General features: G+C 66.5%; 20 protein-coding genes. 13 read left to right on the top strand and 7 right to left on the bottom strand.

Features of this window, described 5'->3' with window-relative positions; genetic code table 11:
- The first annotated feature begins 168 nt into the window (after positions 1-168).
- From DFR39_RS13125 to DFR39_RS13070, 12 genes are all read left to right on the top strand, one after another.
- The gene (locus tag DFR39_RS13125; RefSeq protein WP_133604019.1) at positions 169-519 is read left to right on the top strand and encodes a hypothetical protein; all 351 of its coding nucleotides are present in this window, start codon (positions 169-171) and stop codon (positions 517-519) included.
- 683 nt (positions 520-1,202) lie between these two features.
- Complete coding sequence (locus DFR39_RS13120; RefSeq protein WP_133604018.1) at positions 1,203-3,248, top strand: ribonuclease catalytic domain-containing protein; 2,046 nt, start codon at positions 1,203-1,205, stop codon at positions 3,246-3,248.
- 32 nt (positions 3,249-3,280) lie between these two features.
- On the top strand, positions 3,281-4,135 hold the full coding sequence (locus DFR39_RS13115) for an energy transducer TonB (RefSeq protein WP_133604017.1): 855 nt from the start codon (positions 3,281-3,283) through the stop codon (positions 4,133-4,135).
- An 18-nt stretch (positions 4,136-4,153) separates the two neighbouring features.
- Positions 4,154-5,011, top strand: coding sequence for a shikimate dehydrogenase (gene aroE / locus DFR39_RS13110; protein WP_133604016.1), 858 nt, complete (start codon positions 4,154-4,156; stop codon positions 5,009-5,011).
- Positions 5,011-5,748 (top strand): monofunctional biosynthetic peptidoglycan transglycosylase, encoded by a 738-nt coding sequence (mtgA, locus tag DFR39_RS13105; protein WP_133604035.1) that lies wholly within the window; start codon positions 5,011-5,013, stop codon positions 5,746-5,748. Before aroE ends, mtgA begins: the two co-directional genes overlap by 1 nt.
- 13 nt (positions 5,749-5,761) lie before the next feature.
- Positions 5,762-6,385 carry a hypothetical protein gene (locus DFR39_RS13100; RefSeq protein WP_133604015.1) on the top strand — a complete coding sequence of 208 codons (624 nt, stop codon included), beginning with the start codon at positions 5,762-5,764 and terminating at the stop codon, positions 6,383-6,385.
- Between the two features lie 37 nt (positions 6,386-6,422).
- Positions 6,423-6,950: a TlpA family protein disulfide reductase gene (locus tag DFR39_RS13095; RefSeq protein ID WP_133604014.1), complete on the top strand. Its 528-nt coding sequence runs from the start codon at positions 6,423-6,425 to the stop codon at positions 6,948-6,950.
- 137 nt (positions 6,951-7,087) lie between these two features.
- On the top strand, positions 7,088-7,531 hold the full coding sequence (gene aroQ / locus DFR39_RS13090) for a type II 3-dehydroquinate dehydratase (RefSeq protein ID WP_133604013.1): 444 nt from the start codon (positions 7,088-7,090) through the stop codon (positions 7,529-7,531).
- Between the two features lie 67 nt (positions 7,532-7,598).
- On the top strand, positions 7,599-8,063 hold the full coding sequence (accB, locus tag DFR39_RS13085; protein ID WP_133604012.1) for an acetyl-CoA carboxylase biotin carboxyl carrier protein: 465 nt from the start codon (positions 7,599-7,601) through the stop codon (positions 8,061-8,063).
- A gap of 9 nt (positions 8,064-8,072) precedes the next feature.
- Positions 8,073-9,422 (top strand): acetyl-CoA carboxylase biotin carboxylase subunit, encoded by a 1,350-nt coding sequence (accC, locus tag DFR39_RS13080; RefSeq protein WP_133604011.1) that lies wholly within the window; start codon positions 8,073-8,075, stop codon positions 9,420-9,422.
- A gap of 111 nt (positions 9,423-9,533) precedes the next feature.
- Positions 9,534-10,454, top strand: a complete 921-nt coding sequence (gene prmA / locus DFR39_RS13075; protein ID WP_133604010.1) for a 50S ribosomal protein L11 methyltransferase — start codon at positions 9,534-9,536, stop codon at positions 10,452-10,454.
- Between the two features lie 40 nt (positions 10,455-10,494).
- Positions 10,495-11,709, top strand: coding sequence for a DUF3426 domain-containing protein (locus tag DFR39_RS13070; RefSeq protein ID WP_162849525.1), 1,215 nt, complete (start codon positions 10,495-10,497; stop codon positions 11,707-11,709).
- Between the two features lie 72 nt (positions 11,710-11,781).
- Here the strand turns inward: DFR39_RS13070 and DFR39_RS13065 are convergent, their stop codons facing one another.
- The 7 genes from DFR39_RS13065 to DFR39_RS13035 all read right to left on the bottom strand — a co-directional run bounded on the left by DFR39_RS13065 (position 11,782) and on the right by DFR39_RS13035 (position 21,948).
- The gene (locus tag DFR39_RS13065; protein WP_133604008.1) at positions 11,782-12,438 is read right to left on the bottom strand and encodes a histone H1; all 657 of its coding nucleotides are present in this window, start codon (positions 12,436-12,438) and stop codon (positions 11,782-11,784) included.
- Between the two features lie 218 nt (positions 12,439-12,656).
- Positions 12,657-13,826: a ribonucleotide-diphosphate reductase subunit beta gene (locus DFR39_RS13060; RefSeq protein WP_133604007.1), complete on the bottom strand. Its 1,170-nt coding sequence runs from the start codon at positions 13,824-13,826 to the stop codon at positions 12,657-12,659.
- A gap of 253 nt (positions 13,827-14,079) precedes the next feature.
- A complete protein-coding gene (locus DFR39_RS13055; protein WP_133604006.1) occupies positions 14,080-17,004 on the bottom strand; it encodes a ribonucleoside-diphosphate reductase subunit alpha in 2,925 nt (974 codons plus the stop codon).
- Between the two features lie 504 nt (positions 17,005-17,508).
- Positions 17,509-19,026, bottom strand: coding sequence for a sigma-54-dependent transcriptional regulator (locus DFR39_RS13050; RefSeq protein ID WP_133604005.1), 1,518 nt, complete (start codon positions 19,024-19,026; stop codon positions 17,509-17,511).
- A gap of 14 nt (positions 19,027-19,040) precedes the next feature.
- The gene (locus tag DFR39_RS13045; RefSeq protein WP_133604004.1) at positions 19,041-20,840 is read right to left on the bottom strand and encodes a sensor histidine kinase; all 1,800 of its coding nucleotides are present in this window, start codon (positions 20,838-20,840) and stop codon (positions 19,041-19,043) included.
- Positions 20,837-21,091 carry a PP0621 family protein gene (locus DFR39_RS13040; RefSeq protein WP_211343865.1) on the bottom strand — a complete coding sequence of 85 codons (255 nt, stop codon included), beginning with the start codon at positions 21,089-21,091 and terminating at the stop codon, positions 20,837-20,839. Before DFR39_RS13040 ends, DFR39_RS13045 begins: the two co-directional genes overlap by 4 nt.
- Positions 21,092-21,102: 11 nt before the next feature.
- A complete protein-coding gene (locus DFR39_RS13035) occupies positions 21,103-21,948 on the bottom strand; it encodes a cytochrome C assembly family protein (RefSeq protein WP_133604003.1) in 846 nt (281 codons plus the stop codon).
- Positions 21,949-21,994: 46 nt separating this feature from the next.
- Here DFR39_RS13035 and ffh point away from each other — a divergent pair, with 46 nt between their 5' ends.
- On the top strand, positions 21,995-23,386 hold the full coding sequence (gene ffh, locus DFR39_RS13030; protein ID WP_133604002.1) for a signal recognition particle protein: 1,392 nt from the start codon (positions 21,995-21,997) through the stop codon (positions 23,384-23,386).
- Positions 23,387-23,393: the final 7 nt, after the last annotated feature.

Raw genomic sequence — 23,393 nt, 5'->3', positions numbered from 1 at the left:
CCTCAATGCGATGCTGCGCGACCAGGCAGTATGGAACGCAGCCAAGCACCTTGCTTCGGGGCCAACGGCTTGACTTCGAAGACAGTTGCTAACCCTTCCATCGAGGGGACCAAACCCGGCAAGCCGGGTCTGGCCGCTCATGACAAACGTTAGACCTCAGCTCCAAAAATGAAGACCTCCGTTCTTTGTGAAGCAGTGTACCGAGAGGCGTGTGAGGAAACCTCCGCCTTCTACCGCCGAATGATTGAAGAAGAGTCTCTTGACGCAGTCAGGGATCCTCTCTGGAAGAAGATTATTCAGCTTGCTCGGGCATTGGATACCACGGATAGGGAAACACTGATCGCCTTTGCTAAGCAAGCATCCATTGATGCCGTTTCAACCGTATTTGGCGGCATTGATGGAAATACTTCGCTTGCAGGCCAGTTCTTTTCGCTGACTCTTGTTGATGGCGAAGGAAGACAGCATGCTGGCGATTTGCAGGACGAGTTTCTTTGCCTTGCTCAGAGCCGTGAGGTCTAACCTTTCATTGCAGCGGACCTGCCTGCGGCAGGCCCCTTACGTCGAACGTTGAGTGGCAGCTTTCAGGCGTCGAGCTCGATGAAGCGAAAGTCCGCACCCGCTGCATACCTGCCACTCAATCTCGGGCTGCGGATGACGGCACCGGGCACTTTGCTGCCGTCCGCGTCTGCCGGGCGAGCGGCAGCAACGGGTCGATCGCCGACTCTCGCGATCGACTGCTAAGCGGCCATCAAGTCTGCGTCGAGGCTGCGCAGTCGTGACCTAGGGTGCAGCTCTTCTCCCCCCTTCAGCGCATGCAGCTGCCGCTCTGGAAACCAGTGTCGGTCGAGTCGAGCTCGGCAGCCCTTGAGGCACAACTATGGGCTCCATTGGGAGGGCATAGATCCGCTTCCCCCTTCCTACAGCCAAGTGCTGGTGCCCGATGGCCGCCGCTCGCCGCATTGAAACTCGAAGCGCATGTCGTAGTACCGGCCTTCGGGGTCGATTCAGACGGGCTCGGCCCCGAATTGAACGCTGCAAGCCACTTGCCCACCGCGCCTGTGGACAAGTCGCGGGACAAGCTGGGGTGGGCGGCTGCAAGTGCTTGCCCCGCTTGGACTATTCCTGGCCTGCTGCAAAAAGTAGCAAGCTGACGGCCGCATCGCAGCGGGAGGGTCGGCGCTTTGGGCGACAATCCGCCTCCTATGTTTGCCCTGTTCGATGACGCCGGGAAGTTTCTCGCCGGCCGCGTGATGTCCGAAGCCGAGAGCTCCCTGCAAATTGAGCTGGAGTCGGGCAAGCGCGTCAAAGTGAAAGCGGCCAATGTGCTGCTGAAGTTCGACAAGCCTGCGCCGGCAGAGCTGATGGCCGAGGGCCAGCGCCTGGCGCAGGAGATCGACCTCGACCTGGCCTGGGAGTTCGCCCCCGACACCGAGTTCGGCTTTGCCGAGCTGGCGCGCGACTACTTTGATGCCAAGGCCAGCCTGGCCCATCAGGCGGCCGCGCTGTTCCGCCTCTTCGAGGCACCGCATTACTTCCGCCGCGCCGGCAAGGGCATGTTCAAGAAGGCGCCGGAGGAGATCGTCAAGGCCGCCCTGCTGGGCATCGAGCGCAAGCGCCAGCAGGCCCTGCAGATCGAGGCCTGGGCCGAGGAGCTGGTGCGCGGCGAGTGCCCGGCGCCGATCAAGGAGCAGATCTACAAGATCCTGTTCAAGCCCGACAAGAACGGCCCCGAGTACAAGGCCGTGGTCGAGGCCACTAAGCGCGCGCAGAAGGCGCCGCTGGAGCTGCTGCAGGGCGCGGGCGCCATCGGCAGCGCCTACCAGTTCCACTGGAAGCGCTTCCTGTTCGAGAACTTCCCCAAGGGCACGGGCTTCCCGGCCCTCACCGCCCCCGAGATCAAGGACGAGCTGCCGCTGGCGGCGGTGTCGGCCTTCTCCATCGACGACTCGGCCACCACCGAGATCGACGATGCGCTCTCGGTACAGGGCCTGGGCACGGGCAGCATCAGCTTTGGCGTGCACATCGCGGCGCCGGGCCTGGCCATACAGCCGGATTCGGCCGTGGACAAGGTGGCGCGCGATCGCTTCTCCACCGTCTACATGCCGGGCTGGAAGCTGACCATGCTGCCCGACGATGTGGTGCAGACCTACACCCTGATCGAGGGCCGCGACTGCCCGGCCGTGTCCATCTACTTCAGCATCGACGAGGCCACGCTGGAGATCCGCGGCTTCGAGACCAAGCTGGAGCGCGTGCCCATCACCCGCAATCTGCGCCACGACAAGCTGGACGGCGTGATCACCGAGGCCTCGCTCACCGGTCAGGCCCCGGCCGATTACGAGTTCGCCGCCGAGCTGGCTTTCTGCCACCGCCTGGCACGCGATCTCAAGGCCAAGCGCGAAGTGGTGCGCGGCAAGCCCGAGACCTTCAACCGCCCGGACTACAACTTCCGCCTGGACAACGAGGGCGGTCAGCACGAGCCGGACGGCAGCGAGCAGGTCAGCATCACGGTGCGCCAGCGCGGCTCGGCCCTGGACCTGATCGTGGCCGAGGCCATGATCCTGGCCAACTCCAGCTGGGGTGGCTGGCTGGCGCAACTGGGCCTGCCCGGCATCTACCGCAGCCAGGCCAGCCTGGCGCCGGGCATGAAGGTGCGCATGGGCACCAAGGCCCTGCCCCACGCCGGCATGGGCGTGGCCCAGTACACCTGGGCCACCTCGCCGCTGCGCCGCTATGTGGACCTGGTGAACCAGTGGCAGATCATTGCCTGCGCCCGCCATGGCAAGACCGCGGCCCTGGCCGCGCCCTTCAAGCCCAAGGACGCGCAGCTCTTCTCCATCATCTCGGGCTTCGACGCCGCCTACACCGCCTACAACGGCTTCCAGAACGGCATCGAGCGCTTCTGGACCCTGCGCTATCTGCAGCAACAGGGCATCAGCGAGCTGGATGCGGCCGTGCTCAAGGATGGTCTGGTGCGGGCCGACACCCTGCCCCTGGTCTTCAAGGCCCTGGGCTGCGAGAGCCTGCCGCGCAACAGCCATGTGCGGGTGCGCATCACCGGCATCGACGAGATGACGCTGGATGTGCACGCCAGCCTGCTGGCGCGTCTGGATGAGCCGGTGAGCGGCGCGATCGACGAGGCCGCCGAGGATGAGGACGAGGTGGAAGCCGCCGGCGCCCTGACCCTGGCCATCGATCTGAACGACGCCGGCGACGGCGCCGAGGCGCCCGCCGCGAGCGGCGCCGCCTGACAGGCCACGGACGCACGGAGCAACAGACGCCGATGCTGGGCCGGCTCTCCACGCTGCAGATCGCGCTCCTGATTTCCCTGGGCGCGCATGCCGGCCTGCTGACCCTGCGCATTGCCGACCCCGAAGGCTTCAACCGCCTCTTCCAGGACACCCCCCTGGAGGTGGTGCTGGTGAACACCCGGGGCAAGGAGGCGCCCACCAAGGCACAAGCCCTGGCCCAGGCCAATCTGGCCGGCGGTGGCGAGGCCGCCCAGGGCCGCGCCACCTCGCCCCTGCCCCCTTCGCCCCAGGTCGAGCTGGGGGACACGGCCGAGAACCAGCGCGCCCAGATTGCCCAGCTGATGGAGATGCAGCAGCAGCTGCTGGCCCAGGTGCGACGCGAGCTGGCCCTGCTGCCACCGCCCGACCCGCGCCGCGACCGGGGCGAGCCCGAGGCGCAGGAGCAGGCCGACAAGCGCCGCCGCTTGGTGCAGCTGATGGCCGAGATCGAGAAGCGCATCAACGACGAGAACGCCCGGCCCAAGAAGCGCTACATCAGCCCGGCCACCCGCGAGGTGGTCTATGCCCAGTACTACGACCAGCTGCGCCGGCGCATCGAGGCGCGCGGCACGCGCGACTTTCCCGAGCACCAGGGCAAGAAGCTCTACGGCGAGCTGGTGATGAACATCCATGTGGACCACCGCGGCCGCGTGGTGGAAACCGATATCGTGGCCAGCTCCGGCAATGCCATCCTGGACCGCCGCGCCGTGGCCATCGTGCGCGCCAGCGGCCCCTTCGGCCCCTTCACCGCGGCCATGCGCCAGGGTGCCGAGGTGCTGGTGATCACCTCGCGCTTTCGCTTCACGCGAGACGAAGGGCTGGAGACCACGCTCTCCGCTCAGCCCTGAACCTTGGATGAGACGCCCATGACCGATCGCTATGCCGTGGCCGGCAACCCGGTAGCCCACAGCCGCTCCCCCGAGATCCACGCCCTGTTCGCGGCGCAGACCGGCGAGGACCTGGTCTATGAACGCCTGCTCTGCCCGCTGGACGGCTTCGAGGCCACGGTGCGCACCTTTGCCGCCGCCGGCGGGCGCGGCTGCAATATCACCGTGCCCTTCAAGTTCGAGGCCCATGCCCTGGCACGCCGGCTCTCGCCCCGGGCCCGGTTGGCCGGTGCTTGCAATGTGCTGCGCTTTGATGGCGGGGCCGACAGCGAGGACTGGTTTGGCGACAACAGCGACGGCGTGGGCCTGGCCCGCGACATCGAGCGCAACGCCGGCAGGCCCATGCGTGATCGGCGCCTGCTGCTGCTGGGCGCCGGCGGCGCGGCCGCGGGCGTGCTGGCCAGCCTGATCGAGCGCGGCCCGGCCGAGATCGTGCTGGCCAACCGCAGCGTGGACAAGGCCCAGGCCCTGGTGCAAAGCCATGCCGGCTTCGCCGCCGAACATGGGGTGAAGCTGCGCGCCAGCCCCCTGGACGGCACCGGCGAGGGCTTTGACATGCTGATCAACGGCACCAGCGCCAGCCTGGCCGGTGCAGGCGTGCCGGTGCCGGCCGCCGCGCTCAAGCCGGGCGCCCTGGCCCTGGACATGATGTATGGCCCCGCCGCCCGCCCCTTCCTGGACTGGGCTGCGGCCCAGGGCTTCGAGGGCCGCGACGGCCTGGGCATGCTGGTGGAGCAGGCGGCCGAGGCCTTCTTCCTCTGGCGCGGCGTGATGCCCGAGAGCGCGCCGGTGCTGGCCAGCCTGCGCCAGCGCCTGGAGGCCGAGGCCCACACATGATGCGCGCCCTGGGTCGTCTGCTCGCGCTGCTGCTCTTGGGCGTGCTGGCCCTGCAGCTGTTCTTTGCCGGGCGCATTGCGCTGATGAATGTGCTGGCCCCGCAGTCCACCAGCTTCCAGCGCTCCGAGATCTGGCGCCTGCTCAGCGAGAAGGGGCAGATCGCCTGGGCGCAGCAGTGGGTGGACGAGGCTCGCCTGTCCAAGAATCTGCAGCGCGCGGTGATTGCCAGCGAGGATGCCGGCTTCGCCGAGCATGGCGGCGTGGACTGGGATGCGCTGGAGAAGGCCTGGGAGAAGAACCAGCGTGCCGAAGCCCGCGCCGAGAAGCAGGCCGCCCGCCAGGCCGCCGGCCGCCCCGCCCCTCAGGCCAAGATCGTGGGCGGCTCCACCATCACCCAGCAGCTGGCCAAGAACCTGTTTCTCTCGGGTGAGCGCCATCTGCTGCGCAAGGGGCAGGAGTTCATGCTGACCCTGATGCTGGAGGGCTTGCTGAGCAAGGCGCGCATCCTGGAGATCTATCTCAACAATGTGGAATGGGGCGAGGGTCTGTTCGGCGCCCAGGCTGCCGCCCGCCACTACTTCCGGGTGGACGCGGCCCAGCTCTCGCCGCATCAGGCCGCCCGCCTGGCCGTGATGCTGCCGGCGCCCAAGCGCTTCGAAAAACGACCCGCCTCACCCTATGTGCTTTCGCGTGCGGCCACCATAGAGGCCCGCATGAACGCCGTGGAATTACCCTGAGAGTCGACCCGCCATGCCCAGCGACGAGGACCTGAGTCTGGAAATTGCCGCCAGCGCGGCCCGCCTGGTGGTGGAAGAAGGCCTGGAGTACGGGCCGGCCAAGCAGCGGGCGCTCAAGAGCCTGGGCCTGCCACGGCGCACGCCCCTGCCCGACAACGAGCTGCTGGAAGAACAGGTGCGCGAGTACCTGGCCATCTTCTGCGCCGACACCCAGCCTGCCGAGCTGCTGGCCCTGCGCGAGCTGGCCGCCCTGTGGATGGAGCGCCTGGCCGAGTTCAGGCCCCATCTGTGCGGCGCGGTCTGGCGTGGCACGGCCACCCGGCTCTCGCCCATCCACCTCCAGCTCTTCTGTGACGACAGCAAGGCCGCCGAGATCGCCCTGCTGAACTGGCGGGTGGACTACGAGGTGGGCAGCACGGCCGGACCACGCGGCCAGAGCGTGGACCAGCTGATCCTGGCGGCGCCCTGCCGCGCCTTGAACGAAAGCGTGACCCTGGCGCTGACCATCCTGGACCACGACGATCTGCGCGGCGCCCTCAAGCCCGACCACCGAGGCCGGTCCGAGCGCGGCGATCTGGCGGCATTGCGCCGGCTGCTGGAACAAGAGGCACCGCCATCCCCCGCCCCACACCCTTGAGGGTGGACTCCATGAACAAGCGCAAGCGAGCGAGATGATGAAACGACGTCATTGGCTGCTGGGCAGCTCGGCCGCCGGCCTGGCCGCTGCTGGCCTGGGCGGCTGGCTGGCCTGGCAGCGCCAGCGCCCCGAGCCCCTGTCCGAAGCGGCCCAGGCCTTCTGGGCCGCCAGCTTTGAGCGGCCGGATGCCGCACCGCTGGCCGCGCAAAGCCTGCGCGGCCAGCCCTTGTTGCTCAATTTTTGGGCAACCTGGTGTGCGCCCTGCATCAAGGAGATGCCAGAACTAGACCAGTTCCAGCGCGAATTTGCGGCCAAGGGCTGGCGGGTGCTGGGTCTGGCCGTGGACGCGGCCGGCCCGGTACAGGACTTCCTGAAGAAGCAACCCGTCTCCTTCCCGACCGCCCTGGCCGGGCTAACTGGCCTGGAATTGACGCGAAAATTGGGTAATCTTCAGGGAGGCCTGCCTTTCAGCGTGGCTTTTGATGCCTCCGGCGAGATCAGCTGGCGCAAACTGGGCCCCACCCATCTGGCCGAACTCCGGGAGCTGGGCGCAACCAGCCGCTGAGTCTCACCAGCCCCAAAAGCTCACGGCGGTCAAGCGATAAATTTTTGCCGAAGTAGCGGGATCAGCCCTCAAAAGGCGTAAAGTGCGCCCTTTATCGCTTCTAGTGGCCGCGCTCTAAAAGGCCGGGCACGCTGCAGATGCAGATTCTCGTCATTCACGGACCCAACCTCAACCTCCTGGGAACACGGGAGCCGGGCGTTTATGGTTCGCGAACTTTGGCCCAGATCGACGCTGATCTCAAGGAGATCGCGGAGAAAGCGGGTGCCAAACTGGAATCCTTCCAGAGCAACCATGAAGGTGCTCTGGTGGACCGCATTCAGGCAGCGGGCCGGGACGGCAGCCGCTTCATCATCATCAACCCTGCCGCCTACACGCATACCAGTGTGGCCATGCGCGATGCGCTTGCGGCCGTGGGACTGCCTTTTGTTGAAGTGCATCTGTCCAATGTCCACAAGCGCGAGGCCTTTCGGCATCACAGCTACTTCTCCGCACTCGCCGAAGGCGTGATCTGCGGCTTGGGGGCCCAGGGCTATGCCTTGGCCCTGCAGTATGCCTTGAGCCGGTCGGAGTCCCCGGCCTGAGGGTCGGGACCGCGGGCGCCTCGCGACCCCACGAAGCACAACAAACCATTTCCGTTGGAGAAGCCTTATGGATCTGCGCAAGCTCAAGACCCTGATCGACCTCGTGTCCGAGTCGAACATTTCTGAACTTGAAATCACCGAGGCCGATGGCAAGGTGCGCATCGTCAAGTCGGATGGCCAGGTGGCCGTGCCGATGGCGAGCCTGCCCATGATGGCGCCGGCCGTGGCCGCGCCCGTTGCCGCCCCGGTGGCCGCCGCGCCGACCGCCGCCGCCGCGCCGGCACCTGCCGCCGAAACCGGCCATGTGGTGAAGTCGCCCATGGTGGGCACCTTCTATCGCGCCTCCAGCCCCAACGCCAAGCCCTTCGCCGAAGTGGGTCAGCAGGTCAAGGAAGGTGATGCCATCTGCATCATCGAAGCCATGAAGATCATGAACGAGATCGAGGCCGACAAGAGCGGCACGATCACCAAGGTGCTGATCGAGAACGGTCAGCCGGTCGAGTTCGGACAAGCCCTGTTCATCATTGAATAAGGCTTCGCCATGTTCAAGAAAATCCTGATCGCGAACCGCGGAGAAATCGCGCTTCGCATCCAGCGCGCCTGCCGCGAGCTGGGTGTGAAGTCGGTGGTCGTGTACTCCGAGGCGGACCGCGAAGCCAAGTACGTGAAGCTGGCGGACGAAGCCGTGTGCATCGGCCCGGCACCTTCGGCCCAGAGCTATCTGAGCATGCCGGCCATCATCGCCACCGCCGAGGTGACCGATGCCGAGGCCATCCACCCCGGCTACGGCTTCCTCAGCGAGAACGCCGACTTTGCCGAGCGCGTGGAGCGCAGCGGCTTCACCTTCATCGGCCCAACCCCGGACAACATCCGCATGATGGGCGACAAGGTCTCGGCCAAGCAGGCCATGATCCGCGCCGGCGTGCCCTGCGTGCCCGGCTCGGACGGCGCCCTGCCGGACGATCCCAAGGAGATCGTCAGACAAGCCCGCTCCATCGGCTACCCGGTGATCATCAAGGCCGCCGGCGGCGGCGGCGGCCGCGGCATGCGCGTGGTGCACACCGAGGCGGCCCTGGTCAATGCGGTGCAGACCACCAAGGCGGAAGCCGGTGCGGCCTTCGGCAACCCGCAGGTCTATATGGAGAAGTTCCTGGAGAACCCGCGTCATGTGGAGATCCAGGTGCTGGCCGATGGCCACAAAAATGCCGTGTGGCTGGGTGAGCGCGACTGCTCCATGCAGCGCCGCCACCAAAAGATCATTGAAGAAGCACCGGCCCCGGGCATCCCCCGTCGCACCATCGAGAAGATCGGCGACCGCTGCGCCGCCGCCTGCAAGAAGATGGGCTACCGCGGCGCCGGCACCTTCGAGTTCCTGTACGAGAACGGCGAGTTTTACTTCATCGAGATGAACACCCGCGTGCAGGTGGAGCATCCGGTGACGGAGATGGTGACGGGCATCGACATCGTGCAGATGCAGATCCGCATCGCCGCTGGCGAGAAGCTGCCCTTCGCCCAGCGCCAGATCGAGATGCGCGGCCACGCCATCGAGTGCCGCATCAATGCCGAAGACCCGGTCAAGTTCACGCCCAGCCCCGGTCGTATCACGACCTGGCATGCGCCCGGTGGCCCCGGCGTGCGCGTGGACTCGCACGCCTATACCAACTACTTCGTGCCGCCGAACTACGACTCGATGATCGGCAAGATCATCACCCATGGCGACACCCGCGAGCAGGCCCTGGCCCGCATGCGTATCGCCCTGTCCGAGACGGTGGTGGAAGGTATCCAGACCAATATCCCGCTGCACCGCGAACTGATGGCCGACGCCAAGTTCATGGAAGGCGGCACCAGCATCCACTATCTGGAAGGCTGGATGCGGGACCACAAGCGCTAAGCTCCGGCTTGAGCGCAGCAGCGGGTCGCGCTTCGGCGCGGGCCCGCATTGCAGATCCCCGGCGTGGCGCCAGCCGCTCCGGGGCTTTTGCTTTTTCAGCAAGGACACATGATGAGTAGCAGCAGCCCCATCCTTCACGAACTGATCCTGATCTGCCGCGAAGACGATGTCGAGACCGTCAGCGATGCGCTGATGGAGGTGGAGTCCCTGGCCGTCTCGGTGGAAGACGCGGATGCCGACACCGATGCCGAGAAGGCCCTGTTCGGCGAGCCCGGCATGCCAGCCCCCAAGTCGGGCTGGGAGCGTTCGGTGGTCAAGGCCCTGTTTGCCACCGAAGCCGAGGCCACCGAGGCCGCCACGCTGATCCTGGCCCAGGACTGGGCGCAAGACGTGCATGTGCAGACCATCCAGGCCGTCGAGGAGCAGGACTGGGTGCGCCTGACCCAGTCTCAGTTCGCACCGGTGGAGATCACCCAGGATTTCTGGATCGTGCCCTCCTGGCATGAGGCCCCGCCCCAGGCCACCACCATCATGCGCCTGGATCCGGGCCTGGCCTTCGGCACAGGCACCCACCCGACCACCCGCATGTGCCTGAGCTGGATCGCCCGTCATCAAGACCTGGCCCCCGGCTGGAATCGCGTGCTGGATTACGGCTGCGGCTCGGGCATCCTGGCCATCGGTGCCGCCCTGCATGGTGCTCGCGAGGTGGATGCCGTGGACATTGACCCCGCCGCCGTTACCGCCACCCAAGCCAATGCCGAGGCGAATCGGGTTGCAGAGCGCATCCGCGTGGGCCTGCCCGATGCGGCCAGCGGCGAGTACCCGCTGGTGCTGGCCAATATCCTGGCCACGCCGCTCAAGCTGCTCGCCCCCTTGCTGTGTCAACACCTGGCACCCGGCGCCCATCTGGTGCTGGCCGGCATCCTGGAACGGCAGGCCGATGATCTCAAGGCCGCCTATGCACCCTGGCTGCAGCTGGAGGTCAGCGACTGCCAAGAAGGCTGGATCCTGATGACGGCACAGCGCGTCTGAGCCCCATGAACCAGGCCCTTCTCGTGGCATGATTCCGGCCATGAGTCTCGCCACCCGTTGTACCGCTTGCGGCACCATCTTCCGGGTGGTGCAAGACCAGCTTCGCGTGTCCGAAGGCTGGGTGCGCTGCGGCCGCTGCGCCGAGGTCTTTGACGCCAACGAGCAGCTCTTCGACATCGACCGCGAAGCGCCGCCGCCCTGGCCCCCGCTGAGCAGCAGCACGGCGGCCGCAACGCCGCAACAGGCCGGTGATAGGCGGCCCGCCATGGCCGAGCCGCAGCCTGTAGCTGCGCCCATGCCTTCGCGACGCCCGGATGAGTCCACCTGGGTAATGCCGCGTGACTCGCACACCCAGGCCCGGGCGACATCTCAGCGCGTGCAGCAGGACTTGCGGGACGAGCCCGAGGAGAGCCCGGACGCCGGCGAGCCCACGATCCAGCTGCCGCCCATGTATGCCGCCGACGCGCTCGCGCCCGGTGTCATGACGACACCCAGCCCCGGAACATCCTCTGCGGCGCGACGTCATGAGGATGCGCTGCCCGCCGATGACGCGAGCCCGCAGCGCCGCGAACCCGTCTGGGATGCCGATCCCGTCCCGGCCGCCCAGGACAAGCGACCGACGCCCAAGGGCCTGGACAAGTCACGCGCGCGTCTGGACGGCGGCAAGCCGGCAGCCGTGGCCGAGCCAGCCCCCATGGCCGCCGCGAAACCCGAGCCGGCCGTCGCTGCCGAGCCCCCACAGCCCAGCTTCATGCGCCAGGCCGGCAAGCGCGATGCGAGCGCCGGTGCACGCTGGCAAGGCCTGGCACTGCTCGTGGGCTGTCTCTTGCTGCTGACGGCGCTGGGCTTGCAAGCCCTCTGGCAATTCCGCAATGCCCTGCTGGCCCTGCACCCGCCGGCCGAGCCGATGCTGAGCCGCTTCTGCGAAATGGCTGGCTGCAGCCTGGAGCCCTGGAAACGCATCGATGGGCTGGCCGTGGAGACGAGCAGCCTCACGCAGGCTGGTTCCGGCAACCACTACAAGCTTGGCATCCAGCTGCAGAACAAGGCGGGCTATGCCCTGGCGCTGCCCTGGGTGGACCTGAGCCTGACCGATGCCAGTGGCGCCCTGGTGGCACGTCGCATGCTCAAACCCGCTGACTTCAACCTCAGCAAGGGCAGCATTGCGGCCCACTCCGAGGAAGCACTGCAACTGGTCTTCAGCACCGACAAGCTCAAGATCAGCGGCTACAGCGTGGTGATCTTCCACCCCTGAAAAAAAACCCGGCCATGGCCGGGTTCTTCATCTGCGGACCCGACTTGCGCCGGGTCATGCAGCTCGCTTCGCTCAGGGCTTGTTGCCCGTCGGGAAGGGCCAGGCAGCCTGAGGGCTCAGAGCCGTCTTGGCAGCCGGTGCCGGAGCCGCAGCGGGCTTGGCGGCAGGAGCGGCAGCAGGCGCAGGGGCAGGCTTCTTGGCAGCCGGCTTCTTGGCAGCCTTCTTGGCGGGCGGCTTGGCAGCAGGCGCAGCAGCCTTCTTGGGGGCAGCGGCAGCCTTCTTGGCCGGAGCAGCAGCCTTCTTAGGGGCGGCAGCCTTCTTGGCCGGAGCTGCGGCCTTCTTGGGGGCAGCGGCCTTCTTCGCCGGAGCAGCGGCCTTCTTGGGGGCAGCGGCCTTCTTCGCCGGAGCGGCAGCCTTCTTAGGGGCAGCGGCCTTCTTCGCCGGAGCAGCGGCCTTCTTAGGGGCAGCGGCCTTCTTGGCCGGAGCGGCAGCCTTCTTAGGGGCAGCAGCCTTCTTGGCCGGAGCGGCAGCCTTCTTCGCAGGTGCTGCGGCCTTCTTCGCCGGAGCGGCAGCCTTCTTCGCAGGTGCTGCGGCCTTCTTCGCCGGAGCAGCAGCCTTCTTGGCCGGAGCAGCGGCCTTCTTCGCCGGAGCGGCGGCCTTCTTCGCCGGGGCGGCGGCCTTCTTGGCGGGAGCGGCCTTCTTGGCCGGCACCTTCTTTGCAGTTGCCATTTCGTTCTCCTTGATCAAGTGGAAAGAGCACCGCCTGCAACAGACCGGTCCGCTGCAGCGCGGTTATTCACCATCCGAGAGTCACCCAGGAGGAGTGCCCCGGTACGGTGAATGGGGTGGCGATGTCCGGCCTCGGCTTCTTCTGGTGGCCTGGGTCCAAACATCGCGGATCTTGATCTCTTCAAAAACTGGGACTGCGCGAGGCACCGTGCCTCACATCAATCCCAGGACAGGGCGCCACCGGACTGGTATTCGATGACGCGGGTTTCAAAGAAATTGCGTTCCTTCTTCAGGTCGATCATCTCGCTCATCCAGGGGAAGGGGTTCTCTTCATTGGGGAAGAGCTCCTCCAGACCGATCTGGACGGCGCGGCGGTTGGCGATATAGCGCAGATAGCCCTTGAACATGGAAGCGTTCAGGCCCAGCACGCCGCGGGGCATGGTGTCCTCGGCATAGCGGTACTCGAGCTCCACGGCCTTCAGGAACAGGGCCTTGATCTCGGCCTTGAACTGCGGAGTCCAGAGCTGCGGGTTCTCGAGCTTGATCTGGTTGATCAGGTCGATGCCGAAATTGCAGTGCATGGACTCGTCGCGCAGGATGTACTGGTACTGCTCGGCGGCACCGGTCATCTTGTTCTGGCGGCCCATGGCCAGGATCTGCGTGAAGCCCACGTAGAAGAACAGGCCTTCCATCAGACAGGCGAAAACGATCAGGCTCTTCAAGAGCGTCTGGTCGTTCTCCAGCGTGCCCGTGTTGAAGTTGGGGTCCATGATCGCGTCGATGAACGGGATCAGGAACTCATCCTTGTCGCGGATGGACGCCACCTCGTGGTAGGCGTTGAAGATCTCGCTCTCGTCCAGACCCAGCGACTCCACGATGTACTGGTAGGCGTGGGTGTGGATGGCCTCTTCGAAGGCTTGACGCAGCAGGAACTGGCGAGCCTCGGGCGCCGTGATGTGACGGTAGGTGCCCAGCACGATGTTGTTGGCGGCCAGCGAGTCGGCGGTGACGAAGAAGCCGAGGTTGCGCTTGATGATGCGGCGCTCGTCTTCGCTCAGGCCGTTGGGATCCTTCCAGAGCGCGATGTCGCGGCTCATATTCACTTCCTGCGGCATCCAGTGGTTGGCGCAGGTGGCGAGGTATTTTTCCCAGGCCCACTTGTACTTGAAGGGCACCAGTTGGTTGACGTCGGTCTGGCCGTTGATGATGCGCTTGTCGGCCACATTGACGCGACGCTCGCTGGCCGACTGGACGCTGCTGGCAGAGGGGCTGGCTTGGCTGGCGGTGACCGCGGCGCGCGCGACCGGCGCTTGGCTCGGTGCGACGTTCAGATTGGCGCTGTTCGCTGCGCTTTGCGAGGGTTGACGGTCTTCTTCCCAAACCAGCATGGTGGACTTCCTATCGCGTTGAATTATCAGAGTGTTGTGTTCAAACACCAAGGACTTCTTGACATGGCGCAGCAGTGGCTGTTGCTGTGCTGCATCGATATCGCAGGGCACTGCGGCCCGGCTTGCGACAGCGTCGGCGTCCTCGGCATGAGCATTCATCGATGCAGTGCAAATCGAGTTTGCATCGATGAACACTCGCATCGCGCGTGTTCAGGGGTCGCGATGAGGACTTCATCGCGACCCGCTCAAGGCCTTACTGGCAGGCCTCGCATTCTTCGAAGCCGGGGTCGCCGGGACGCATCATGCAGACCGCGCCTTCGGGCTCGGGCATCTCGGCGACAGGCGTGGCCGCAGGTGCGGAAGCCATCATGCCGCCACCGCTGGCCACGGCATTGAGCTGACCGGCCTTGCTCACCGTGCTCTTCTCGGCATGCGTGGCGCCGATGGTGCGCAGGTAGTAGGTGGTCTTGAGGCCACGCTGCCAAGCGAGCTTGTAGGTCTCGTCCAGCTTCTTGCCCGAGGCGCCGGCCATGTAGATGTTCAGGCTCTGCGCCTGGTCAATCCACTTCTGGCGACGCGCAGCGGCTTCCACCAGCCACACCGGTTCCACTTCAAAAGCGGTGGCGTAGAGCGCCTTCAGATCCTCAGGCACGCGGTCGATGCGGCGCAGCGAGCCGTCGAAGTGCTTCAGGTCCATGACCATCACGTCGTCCCACAGGCCCAGCTTCTTCAGGTCGCGCACCAGAGATTCGTTGATCACGGTGAACTCGCCGGAGAGGTTGGACTTGACCGAGAGGTTGCCGAAGCAGGGCTCGATCGAGGCATCCACGCCGATGATGTTGGAGATGGTGGCCGTCGGCGCGATGGCCACGCAGTTGCTGTTGCGCATGCCATCACGGGCGATCTTGGCGCGCAGCGCGTCCCAGTCCAGGGTCATGCTGCGGTCCACGTCCACATGGCCACCGCGGGCCTCGGCCAGCAGGTCCAGGGAGTCGATCGGCAGGATGCCGCGATCCCACAGCGAACCGCGGTAGCTCGAGTAGCGGCCACGCTCGGCGGCCAGTTCGGTCGAGGCCCAGTAGGCGTAGTAGCAGATCGCTTCCATCGAGCGGTCGGCAAACTCCACCGCGGCCTGGGAGGCGTAGGGGGTGCGCAGCGCGTAGAGCGCATCCTGGAAGCCCATCAGGCCCATGCCCACCGGACGGTGACGCAGATTGGAGTCGCGTGCCTTCTTGACCGCGTAGTAGTTGATGTCGATCACGTTGTCCAGCATGCGCATGGCGGTGGACACGGTCTTCTTCAGCTTCTCGTGATCGATTTCCTTGCCGTTCGGGCCATCCTTCAGATGCTGCACCAGGTTCACGGAACCCAGGTTGCAGACCGCAATCTCGCTGTCATTGGTGTTCAGCGTGATCTCGGTGCACAGATTGGACGAGTGCACCACGCCCACATGCTGCTGCGGCGAGCGCACATTACAGGCGTCCTTGAAGGTGATCCAGGGGTGGCCGGTCTCGAACAGCATCGAGAGCATCTTGCGCCACAGGTCCTTGGCCGGCATGCGCTTGAAGAGCTTGATCTCGCCGCGATCCACCTTGGCCTCGTACTCGGTGTAGGCCTTCTCGAAGGCGGCACCGAAGAGGTCGTGCAGATCCGGGCAGGTCGAGGGGCTGAACAGGGTCCAGTCGCCACCTTCCAGCACGCGCTTCATGAACAGGTCCGGGATCCAGTTGGCCGTGTTCATGTCGTGGGTGCGACGGCGGTCGTCACCGGTGTTCTTGCGCAGCTCCAGGAACTCCTCGATGTCCAGGTGCCAGGTCTCCAGGTAGGCGCAGACGGCGCCCTTGCGCTTGCCGCCCTGGTTCACGGCCACGGCCGTGTCGTTCACCACCTTCAGGAAGGGCACAACGCCTTGCGACTTGCCATTGGTGCCCTTGATGTGCGAGCCCAGGGCGCGCACCGGGGTCCAGTCATTGCCCAGGCCGCCGGCAAACTTGGACAGCAGGGCGTTCTCCTTGAGCGCCTCGTAGATGCCGTCCAGATCGTCCGACACCGTGGTCAGGTAGCAGCTCGAGAGCTGCGAGCGACGGGTGCCCGAGTTGAACAGGGTCGGGGTCGAGGACATGAAGTCGAAGCTCGACAGCACTTCATAGAACTCGATGGCGCGGGCTTCGCGGTCGATCTCATTGAGCGCCAGGCCCATGGCCACGCGCATGAAGAAGGCCTGCGGCATCTCGATGCGCTTGCCATCCACATGCAGGAAGTAGCGGTCGTACAGGGTCTGCAGGCCCAGGTAGTCGAACTGCAGGTCGCGCTCGGCCTTGAGCGCGGCGCCCAGCCTGGCCAGGTCGTACTGCTGCAGCTTCTCGTCCAGCAGCTCGGCCTGCACACCCTTCTTGATGTAGCCGGGGAAGTACTCGGCATAGCGCTGCTGCATCTCGTCCTGGCTCACCTCCTCGCCGAGGATCTCCTTGCGGATGGTGTGCTGCAGCAGACGGGCGGTGGCGCGGGTGTAGCCCGGATCCTTCTCGATCAGGGTACGGGCGGCCAAGATGGCGGCCTTGTAGACCTCCTCCATGGGCACGCCGTCATACAGATTGCGCTTGGTCTCGGCAATGATGGGCTCGGGCTTCACGTCGGCGCCCAGATTGGCGCAGCTGCTGGCGATCAGGGCCGACAGCTTGACCAGATCCAGGGGCACGCGCTGGCCACCGTCCAGCACCATCAGGCTGGCGCCCTGCAGATTGCCGGCGGCGATGTCCACCTCGCCCTTGGCCAGACGCTCCTGGGCGCGGCGCTCGCGATACAGCACATAGGCGCGGGCCACCTCATGGTGACCACCACGCATCAGACCCAGCTCCACCTGGTCCTGCACATCCTCGATGTGGAAGGTGCCACCGCTCGGGCGCGAACGCAGCAGGGCGCGCACCACGTTCTCGGTCAGGGCGTCCACCGTCTCGCGCACGCTGGCCGAAGCCGCACCGCTGGTGCCATGCACCGCCAGAAAGGCCTTCATCAGCGCCACGGCAATCTTGCTGGGCTCGAAGGACACCACCGCGCCATTGCGGCGGATGATCTGGTAGGCCTGGAAGGCCGAGGTCTTGGCGGCTCCGCCGCTCGCGCCGTGAGCGGAGGGGACGGCTGCGATATCCGATAGCGTGCTGGCTGCAACGGTTTGCATAGAGGTCCTCGTCTGAGTCTTGTTCGGTTCAATCAATCGGAGAACGCAAAGCCGGAGCATGCGGCGCGCAGCTCTGGCTTCATGTTCGGTTTGTGGCTGGCGGGGAGTCCCTGAACGGCCTTGCGGCGCTAGAGCCGCGAGACGCCAATCCCCTGCATGCTGACCCTGCCCCGGTCCCGGAACGCCAACCCAAACAGCGGGTGACGCGAGAAGCTGCGGCTGCAATTGAGTGGGGCATATCAGGTCTAGCCGAGGTCAGAAGGATAGCACGACAGACACTATATCTAGCGGATATGACCGCTTCAAGCACTACCGATAGCGTTCAAACCCCGTTGACCTCGTGCCGGGATCGCGCTAGCGACTCGGCGCGCAAAGGACGTATCACGCCGCAGGGGCGCGCGCATCACGATGAACAGGGGCTACGCGCCGGCCGACCCGCACCAGCGCTGGCTTGCGGGCTGAAACATGGCGCCAGGCCGCGCCAATACTGGGCCTTCCTGAAGTTCAGCCGCCCTCGCCCGCCGAACCCGAGGGTTCAGTGACGCCCAGACGGGCCATGCGGTAGCGCATCTGCCGCAGCGACAGGCCCAGAGAAGCCCCGGCCGCCGTGCGGTTGAAGCCATGCCGAACCAGGGAGCGCAGGAGGATGCTGCGTTCCACCTCGTCAAGATAGGCCGCCAGATCCTGCGGCAGGGGATCATCAGCCTCCGATGCAGGCTGCGCGACCAGCGGCAGGCTGACACGGTCGGGCATGTCCAGGCTGCCGAACTGAGATTCATCCAGCACGGCCTCGGGCAAGCCCAGATCGGCCACATCGATGACCTCCCCGCCGGACAGCGCCAAAGCCCGATGCAGCAGGTTCTCCAGCTCTCGCACATTGCCCGGGAAGGCATAGCGCGAGAGCTGGGCCAGCGCAACGGCCGAGAGCCGCGGCGCAGGTGACACGCCGGCATCGCGCGCAATGCGATCCAGCACACGCTCGCTGATCGCCTCCAGATCCTCGATGCGCTCACGCAAGGGCGGCACGCGGATCTGGATCACATTGAGGCGATAGAACAGATCCTGACGGAAGCGCCCCGCAGCCACCTCGGCCGAAAGGTCCTTGTGGGTGGCGCTGACGATGCGCACATTCACCGGCGCCTCGGCCACGGCCCCGACCGGCCGCACCGAGCGCTCCTGAATGGCACGCAGCAGCTTGCTCTGCATGGCCAGGGGCAGATCACCGATCTCATCCAGAAAGAGCGTGCCCTCGTGGGCGGCCTGGAAGAAGCCTTCCCGGTCCTCATGCGCACCGGTGAAGGCGCCTTTGCGAAAGCCGAAAAACTCAGCCTCCAGCAGCTGCTCGGGAATGGCGCCGCAGTTGACCGCGATAAAAGCCCTTGCGCTGCGCGGGCTGGCGTCATGGATGGCACGCGCCACCAGCTCCTTGCCCGTGCCCGACTCGCCCTGCAGCAATACCGGCGCCATGCTGCGCGCTACCTTCTCAATCAGCGCACGCACCTGACACATGGCCGCAGAGTCGCCGGCCAGCCGGTGCAAAGCCGGATGGCTGCTAACCGCCTCGCCAGCGCGCGGCGATCGCGGCCCCGGGCTGCGCGCAGAAGCCGGCGCTGCGGCGGGCACTGCGGCCGACTGCGCCGAAGCCCCCACCCGCCCCAGGGCCGAGGCCACCACGCTACGGAACTGGCGCAGGTCCACGGGCTTGGTCAGGTAGTCATAGGCGCCCGCCTTGAGCGCCTCCACCGCGTTTTCCGCGGAACCGAAAGCCGTGATGACCAGGGCTTTCTCGGGCCGACCGTGGCGCTCCAGCCAGGCCAGCACGTCCAGGCCCGAGCCATCGGGCAGGCGCATATCGGTGATCACCGCGCTATAGCCGCGCTCCGCCAGCCGGGCCAGCGCTTCCTCAACCGAGCCCGCACTGTCCAGCTCATAGCCCTCGCGAAGCAGGGTCAGCTCATAGAGCGTGCGCAGATCGGGCTCATCATCAATGACCAGCAGGCTGTGTGAGGGAACGGGATTCATGGTCTTGAGGGGCTCTAAGCCTCGGCGGGCGGCCGACGCAGGGTGATGATGAACTCATTGCCCGCATGCCCGACGGCACGTTGACGCTGATAGTCGATGCGGCCACCGTAGCGCTCACAAAGCTCGCGACAGATATAGAGCCCCAGGCCGGATCCGCGGCTGCGTGTGGAGAAGAAGGGCTCGAAGAGATGTCGCTCCACCTCGGGCGCCAGCGCAGGCCCTGCGCTGTAAACCGAGAGCTGGGCCCATTGCTCGGACAGCGCCCGCAAGCTGACCTGCACCGAGGCCGGCCCGGGCTCGGCATGCCGCAGCGCATTGTCCAGCAGGTTGACCAGGACCCGGCGCATATGCTCGGGATCAAACAGCACCGCAAGACTGCCTGCGGGCAGACTCAGGGCCAGCGGACCATCATCGGTCTGCGGCAAGCGATTGGTGCTCGCCCAGTCCGCGCAGGCCTCTCGCACCAAGGCACTGGCGTCCAGGGCCTGTGGCGGCAAGAGAACTCCAGGCGCCACCTCCATCACATCGTCCACGATGCGCTTGAGCCGCTGCACATTGGAGGCCACCATGGCCGTGAGTCGACGGGCCTGCTCGTTCTCGCTGTCCTCCGCCAACAAGGCATTGGCCTGGTCGATGGCGGCCAGTGGATTGCGTATCTCGTGGGCAATCCCCGCCGAGATGCGCCCCATGGCGGCTAGCTTCTCCTGGCGGCTGCGCGCCAGCACGCTGCGGACATCCTCGATGAAGAGCACACACAGGTCTTCATTGCCCTGCCCCTCGCGGCGCTGCGTGAAGCGCATGCGCAGTCGCAGCCCGCGCGTCTCGCCCCCCTCCAGCCTCAGACTGATGTCTCGACCCTCCTCGGGCCAGCGCGCGTCGGCAAAGGCACGATCCACGGCGGCGACCAGCGGCTCCCAGTCGGCCACGCCACGCAGCTGAAACGGCGCCTCACGCACGCGCTGCGCACCGGACAGCAGGCCGCGTGCCGCGGGATTGGCCGCGCGCACATGGCCGCGGCGGTCCACGACCAGCACCCCCTCCTGCATCTGCTCAATCACCAGCCGGTTGAGCTGGGCCTGCTGGCGCGCCAGCTCCAGGCTGCCGCGGGCAGCCCGCTCCTCGCGCGCCAGGCGGCTGGCCATCTCGCTGGCCAGCAGACCCACCACGAAGAAGCCTACCCCCGCCAGCCCCGCCTGCGTCATGCGCAGAGCGGGATCCAGCCCCTGAAAGAAGGACCAGGCACTCACCCCCAGCACCAGCAGGGCCGCCATGGCGGACGCCGCGAGCGCCTGCAGGCGGGGTGTCAGCAGACCGGCCATCAGCACAGGCATGACGAGCAAGGCGCCATAGCTCACGGCCGAGGCCCTGTCCATGGCATGCAGCAGGCCAAACAGCGCCAGGTCCACGCCGATAGTCGCCCACCAGCGCGGGCTGCTCAGGCGGGCCAGGGAGCGGGCGGACACGCCTCGGCGCGCCGCCGGCAAGATCCACTGCAGCAGCGCCAGCACCATGTAGAGCAGGCTGAGCTCCAGTGCCCCCTGGACCGGCTCCGCCCCCAACACCCCGCCCAGCAGCTGCATGGCCAGCAGGGCAAGGCCCAAGGCGACGCGGGCCGACAGGCAGGCGCGATACAGCCGGTAGAAGCCGTTGCCCGCCGCATCGCGCCGCAAGCCGCGGCGCAGGAAGAACCCGGTCTCGGCGTCGGCAGGCCCAGGCGCTCCTGACGTCTCGCCACCACCGCCTGCACCGGCCCCAGCGGCCTCAGTGGCCGAGGGCCCAGCTGGTCTGGTGGACGGCCAAGCGTCGTGGCTCATGAGCGCGATCGGGCCTCAAAAGCGTGTCGATGCGCCGCGCTGCAGAAGTGCCCGCCCAACCCCGGCAGCGCATCGGCCAGCGGCACATGCAGGCCGCACTCGGCGCAGGCCACGATGTCCTGGGCGCCGGCGGCCGGGGCCTTGGGGGCCTCGCGCTTGGGCCCGGGCTCCGGGCGCGAGGGCCGTGCGCGCTTGAGCCCCAGAACAAAGAAGACCAGGGCCAGGACAAGAATCAGGAGCAGGTATTTCATGCCTCAGTCACTCAGACCGGTGCGGTGCCCGCACGCTGCAGCAGCACCTCCAACACAAAGCGCGAGCCCGCATAGGCCAGCAGCAGCAGGGCCGCCCCCAGATAGAGCCAGCGGGTCGCACGGCGGCCGCGCCAGCCAAAGACGCGGCGGCCGGTCAGCAGACCGGTCAGCACCAGCCAGCCCAGCACGGAGAGCAAATTCTTGTGGTCCCAGCGCCATTGCGGCGTGAACCACCAGCCCAGCAGCAGGGCCAGCGACAGCACCACCACGCCCGCGCCCACGAACTGGAAGGTCAGACGTTCCAGGCGCAGCAGGGGCATGCCCAAGGGGAACTGGCCTTGCCCGGGCGCGGGCATCTTGAGGCGCATCTGGCGCTCGGCCCGACTCAGCAGCACCGCATGCAGCACCGCCACGCCAAAGAGGCCGTAAGAGGCCAGGCCCAGCACCCAGTGCAGCGGCGTCCAGGGCGAGGCCGCCAGCGGGCGGCTTTCGCCCGGATACAGCGCGGCCAGCAGCACACCCAGGGCGGCCAGCACCGCCAGCACGCGGCGCGCGCTGGGCAGGGGCACCAGGCGGCTCTCCACCATATAGACGGCCAGCACCAACCAGATGGTCATGGACAGGGCCGGCGCGAAGCCGAAGCGCGCGCCCGGCTGGCTGGCGCCTATGCCCGCGATGTCCAGCACCAGGGCCAGCAGATGGGCGCTCCAACCCAGCACCAAAAGGCCGCGCATACGAGCTCCGTCGCCCGCCCGGTCGGGGCTCAACACCACCGCGGCATAGGCCAGCAAGGCGAGCAGGCTGCTGGCCACCAGCAGCATGCCGGGCAGGCCGGAGGAGGCGAACGATAAAATCATCGCCACAGTGTAATTTGCGCGCCCGTCTCCCCGTGGCGCTAGCCCGATGGCCTCCACCCTGACCGAACGCCTGAGCCAGCTCGTCAAGACGATGCGCGGCCAGGCCCGCATCACCGAAAGCAATGTGCAGGACATGCTGCGCGAGGTGCGCATGGCCCTGCTGGAGGCCGACGTGGCCCTGCCGGTGGTGCGCGACTTCATCGCCCGCGTCAAGGAGAAGGCCCTGGGCCAGGAGGTGGTGGGCTCGCTCAACCCCGGCCAGGTGCTGGTCTCGGTGGTGCACAAGGAGCTGGCCGCCACCATGGGCGAGGGCGTGGCCGATATCAATCTGGCCGCCCAGCCGCCCGCCATCATCCTGATGGCTGGCCTGCAGGGTGCCGGCAAGACCACCACCACGGCCAAGCTGACCAAGCACCTCATCGACAAGCGCAAGAAGAAGGTGCTGACGGTCTCGGCCGACGTCTACCGCCCCGCCGCCATCGAGCAGCTCAAGACCGTGACCAAGCAGGCGGGTGGCGAGTGGTTCCCCTCCGACGCGGGCCAGACGCCACGCGACATCGCCCTGGCCGCGCTGGACTACGCCAAGAAGCATTACTTCGATGTGCTGCTGGTGGACACGGCCGGTCGCCTGGCCATCGACGAAGCCCTGATGGCCGAGATCAAGGATCTGCACGCCACGCTGAACCCGGTGGAGACGCTCTTCGTGGTCGATGCCATGCAGGGTCAGGATGCGATCAACACCGCCAAGGCCTTCAAGGAAGCCCTGCCGCTGACCGGCATCGTGCTGACCAAGCTGGACGGCGACTCGCGCGGCGGTGCGGCCCTGTCGGTGCGCCAGATCACGGGCGCACCCATCAAGTTTGCCGGCGTGTCCGAGAAGATCGACGGCCTGGAGGTCTTTGACGCCGACCGCCATGCCGGCCGCGTGCTGGGCATGGGCGATATCGTGGCCCTGGTGGAGGAAGTCACCAAGGGCGTGGACATGGCCGCGGCCGAGAAGCTGGCCAACAAGCTCAAGAGCGGCGACGGCTTCGACCTGAATGACTTCCTGGCCCAGATCTCCCAGATGAAGAAGATGGGCGGCCTCTCGGGCCTGATGGACAAGCTGCCCACCCAGATGACGGCCAAGGCCGGCGCCGCCGACATGGACAAGGCCGAGCGCGATATGAAGCGCATGGAGGGCATCCTCAACGCCATGAGCGCCAAGGAGCGCGCCCAGCCGAGTCTGCTGATGGACGGCAAGAGCAAGGCCAGCCGCAAGCGCCGCATCGCTGCCGGTGCCGGTGTGCAGATCCAGGAGGTCAACCGCCTGCTGAATCAGTTCGACCAGATGCAGGGCATGATGAAGAAGATGAAGGGCGGCGGCCTGATGAAGATGATGAAGAAGATGGGTGGCATGAAAGGCCTGGGCGGGATGATGCCGCCCGGACTGAAGTAACACCCCC

It is taken from the genome of Roseateles asaccharophilus (assembly GCF_004362405.1).
Lineage (GTDB): Bacteria > Pseudomonadota > Gammaproteobacteria > Burkholderiales > Burkholderiaceae_C > Kinneretia > Kinneretia asaccharophila.
The sequence above is the reverse complement of the archived record's forward strand: the minus strand, read 5'-3'. Positions and strand labels throughout refer to the sequence as shown.

Bases quoted from the DNA above. Each gene is read 5' to 3' on its own strand.
- ffh (WP_133604002.1), top strand. From the start codon at position 21,995: ATGGCCTCCACCCTGACCGAACGCCTGAGCCAGCTCGTCAAGACGATG.
- DFR39_RS13065 (WP_133604008.1), bottom strand. From the start codon at position 12,438: ATGGCAACTGCAAAGAAGGTGCCGGCCAAGAAGGCCGCTCCCGCCAAG.
- DFR39_RS13125 (WP_133604019.1), top strand. From the start codon at position 169: ATGAAGACCTCCGTTCTTTGTGAAGCAGTGTACCGAGAGGCGTGTGAG.
- prmA (WP_133604010.1), top strand. From the start codon at position 9,534: ATGAGTAGCAGCAGCCCCATCCTTCACGAACTGATCCTGATCTGCCGC.
- DFR39_RS13095 (WP_133604014.1), top strand. From the start codon at position 6,423: ATGAAACGACGTCATTGGCTGCTGGGCAGCTCGGCCGCCGGCCTGGCC.
- DFR39_RS13070 (WP_162849525.1), top strand. From the start codon at position 10,495: ATGAGTCTCGCCACCCGTTGTACCGCTTGCGGCACCATCTTCCGGGTG.
- DFR39_RS13120 (WP_133604018.1), top strand. From the start codon at position 1,203: ATGTTTGCCCTGTTCGATGACGCCGGGAAGTTTCTCGCCGGCCGCGTG.
- DFR39_RS13060 (WP_133604007.1), bottom strand. From the start codon at position 13,826: ATGCTGGTTTGGGAAGAAGACCGTCAACCCTCGCAAAGCGCAGCGAAC.
- DFR39_RS13100 (WP_133604015.1), top strand. From the start codon at position 5,762: ATGCCCAGCGACGAGGACCTGAGTCTGGAAATTGCCGCCAGCGCGGCC.
- mtgA (WP_133604035.1), top strand. From the start codon at position 5,011: ATGCGCGCCCTGGGTCGTCTGCTCGCGCTGCTGCTCTTGGGCGTGCTG.
- accB (WP_133604012.1), top strand. From the start codon at position 7,599: ATGGATCTGCGCAAGCTCAAGACCCTGATCGACCTCGTGTCCGAGTCG.
- DFR39_RS13050 (WP_133604005.1), bottom strand. From the start codon at position 19,026: ATGAATCCCGTTCCCTCACACAGCCTGCTGGTCATTGATGATGAGCCC.
- DFR39_RS13045 (WP_133604004.1), bottom strand. From the start codon at position 20,840: ATGAGCCACGACGCTTGGCCGTCCACCAGACCAGCTGGGCCCTCGGCC.
- accC (WP_133604011.1), top strand. From the start codon at position 8,073: ATGTTCAAGAAAATCCTGATCGCGAACCGCGGAGAAATCGCGCTTCGC.
- DFR39_RS13055 (WP_133604006.1), bottom strand. From the start codon at position 17,004: ATGCAAACCGTTGCAGCCAGCACGCTATCGGATATCGCAGCCGTCCCC.
- DFR39_RS13035 (WP_133604003.1), bottom strand. From the start codon at position 21,948: ATGATTTTATCGTTCGCCTCCTCCGGCCTGCCCGGCATGCTGCTGGTG.
- DFR39_RS13040 (WP_211343865.1), bottom strand. From the start codon at position 21,091: ATGAAATACCTGCTCCTGATTCTTGTCCTGGCCCTGGTCTTCTTTGTT.
- aroE (WP_133604016.1), top strand. From the start codon at position 4,154: ATGACCGATCGCTATGCCGTGGCCGGCAACCCGGTAGCCCACAGCCGC.
- aroQ (WP_133604013.1), top strand. From the start codon at position 7,088: ATGCAGATTCTCGTCATTCACGGACCCAACCTCAACCTCCTGGGAACA.
- DFR39_RS13115 (WP_133604017.1), top strand. From the start codon at position 3,281: ATGCTGGGCCGGCTCTCCACGCTGCAGATCGCGCTCCTGATTTCCCTG.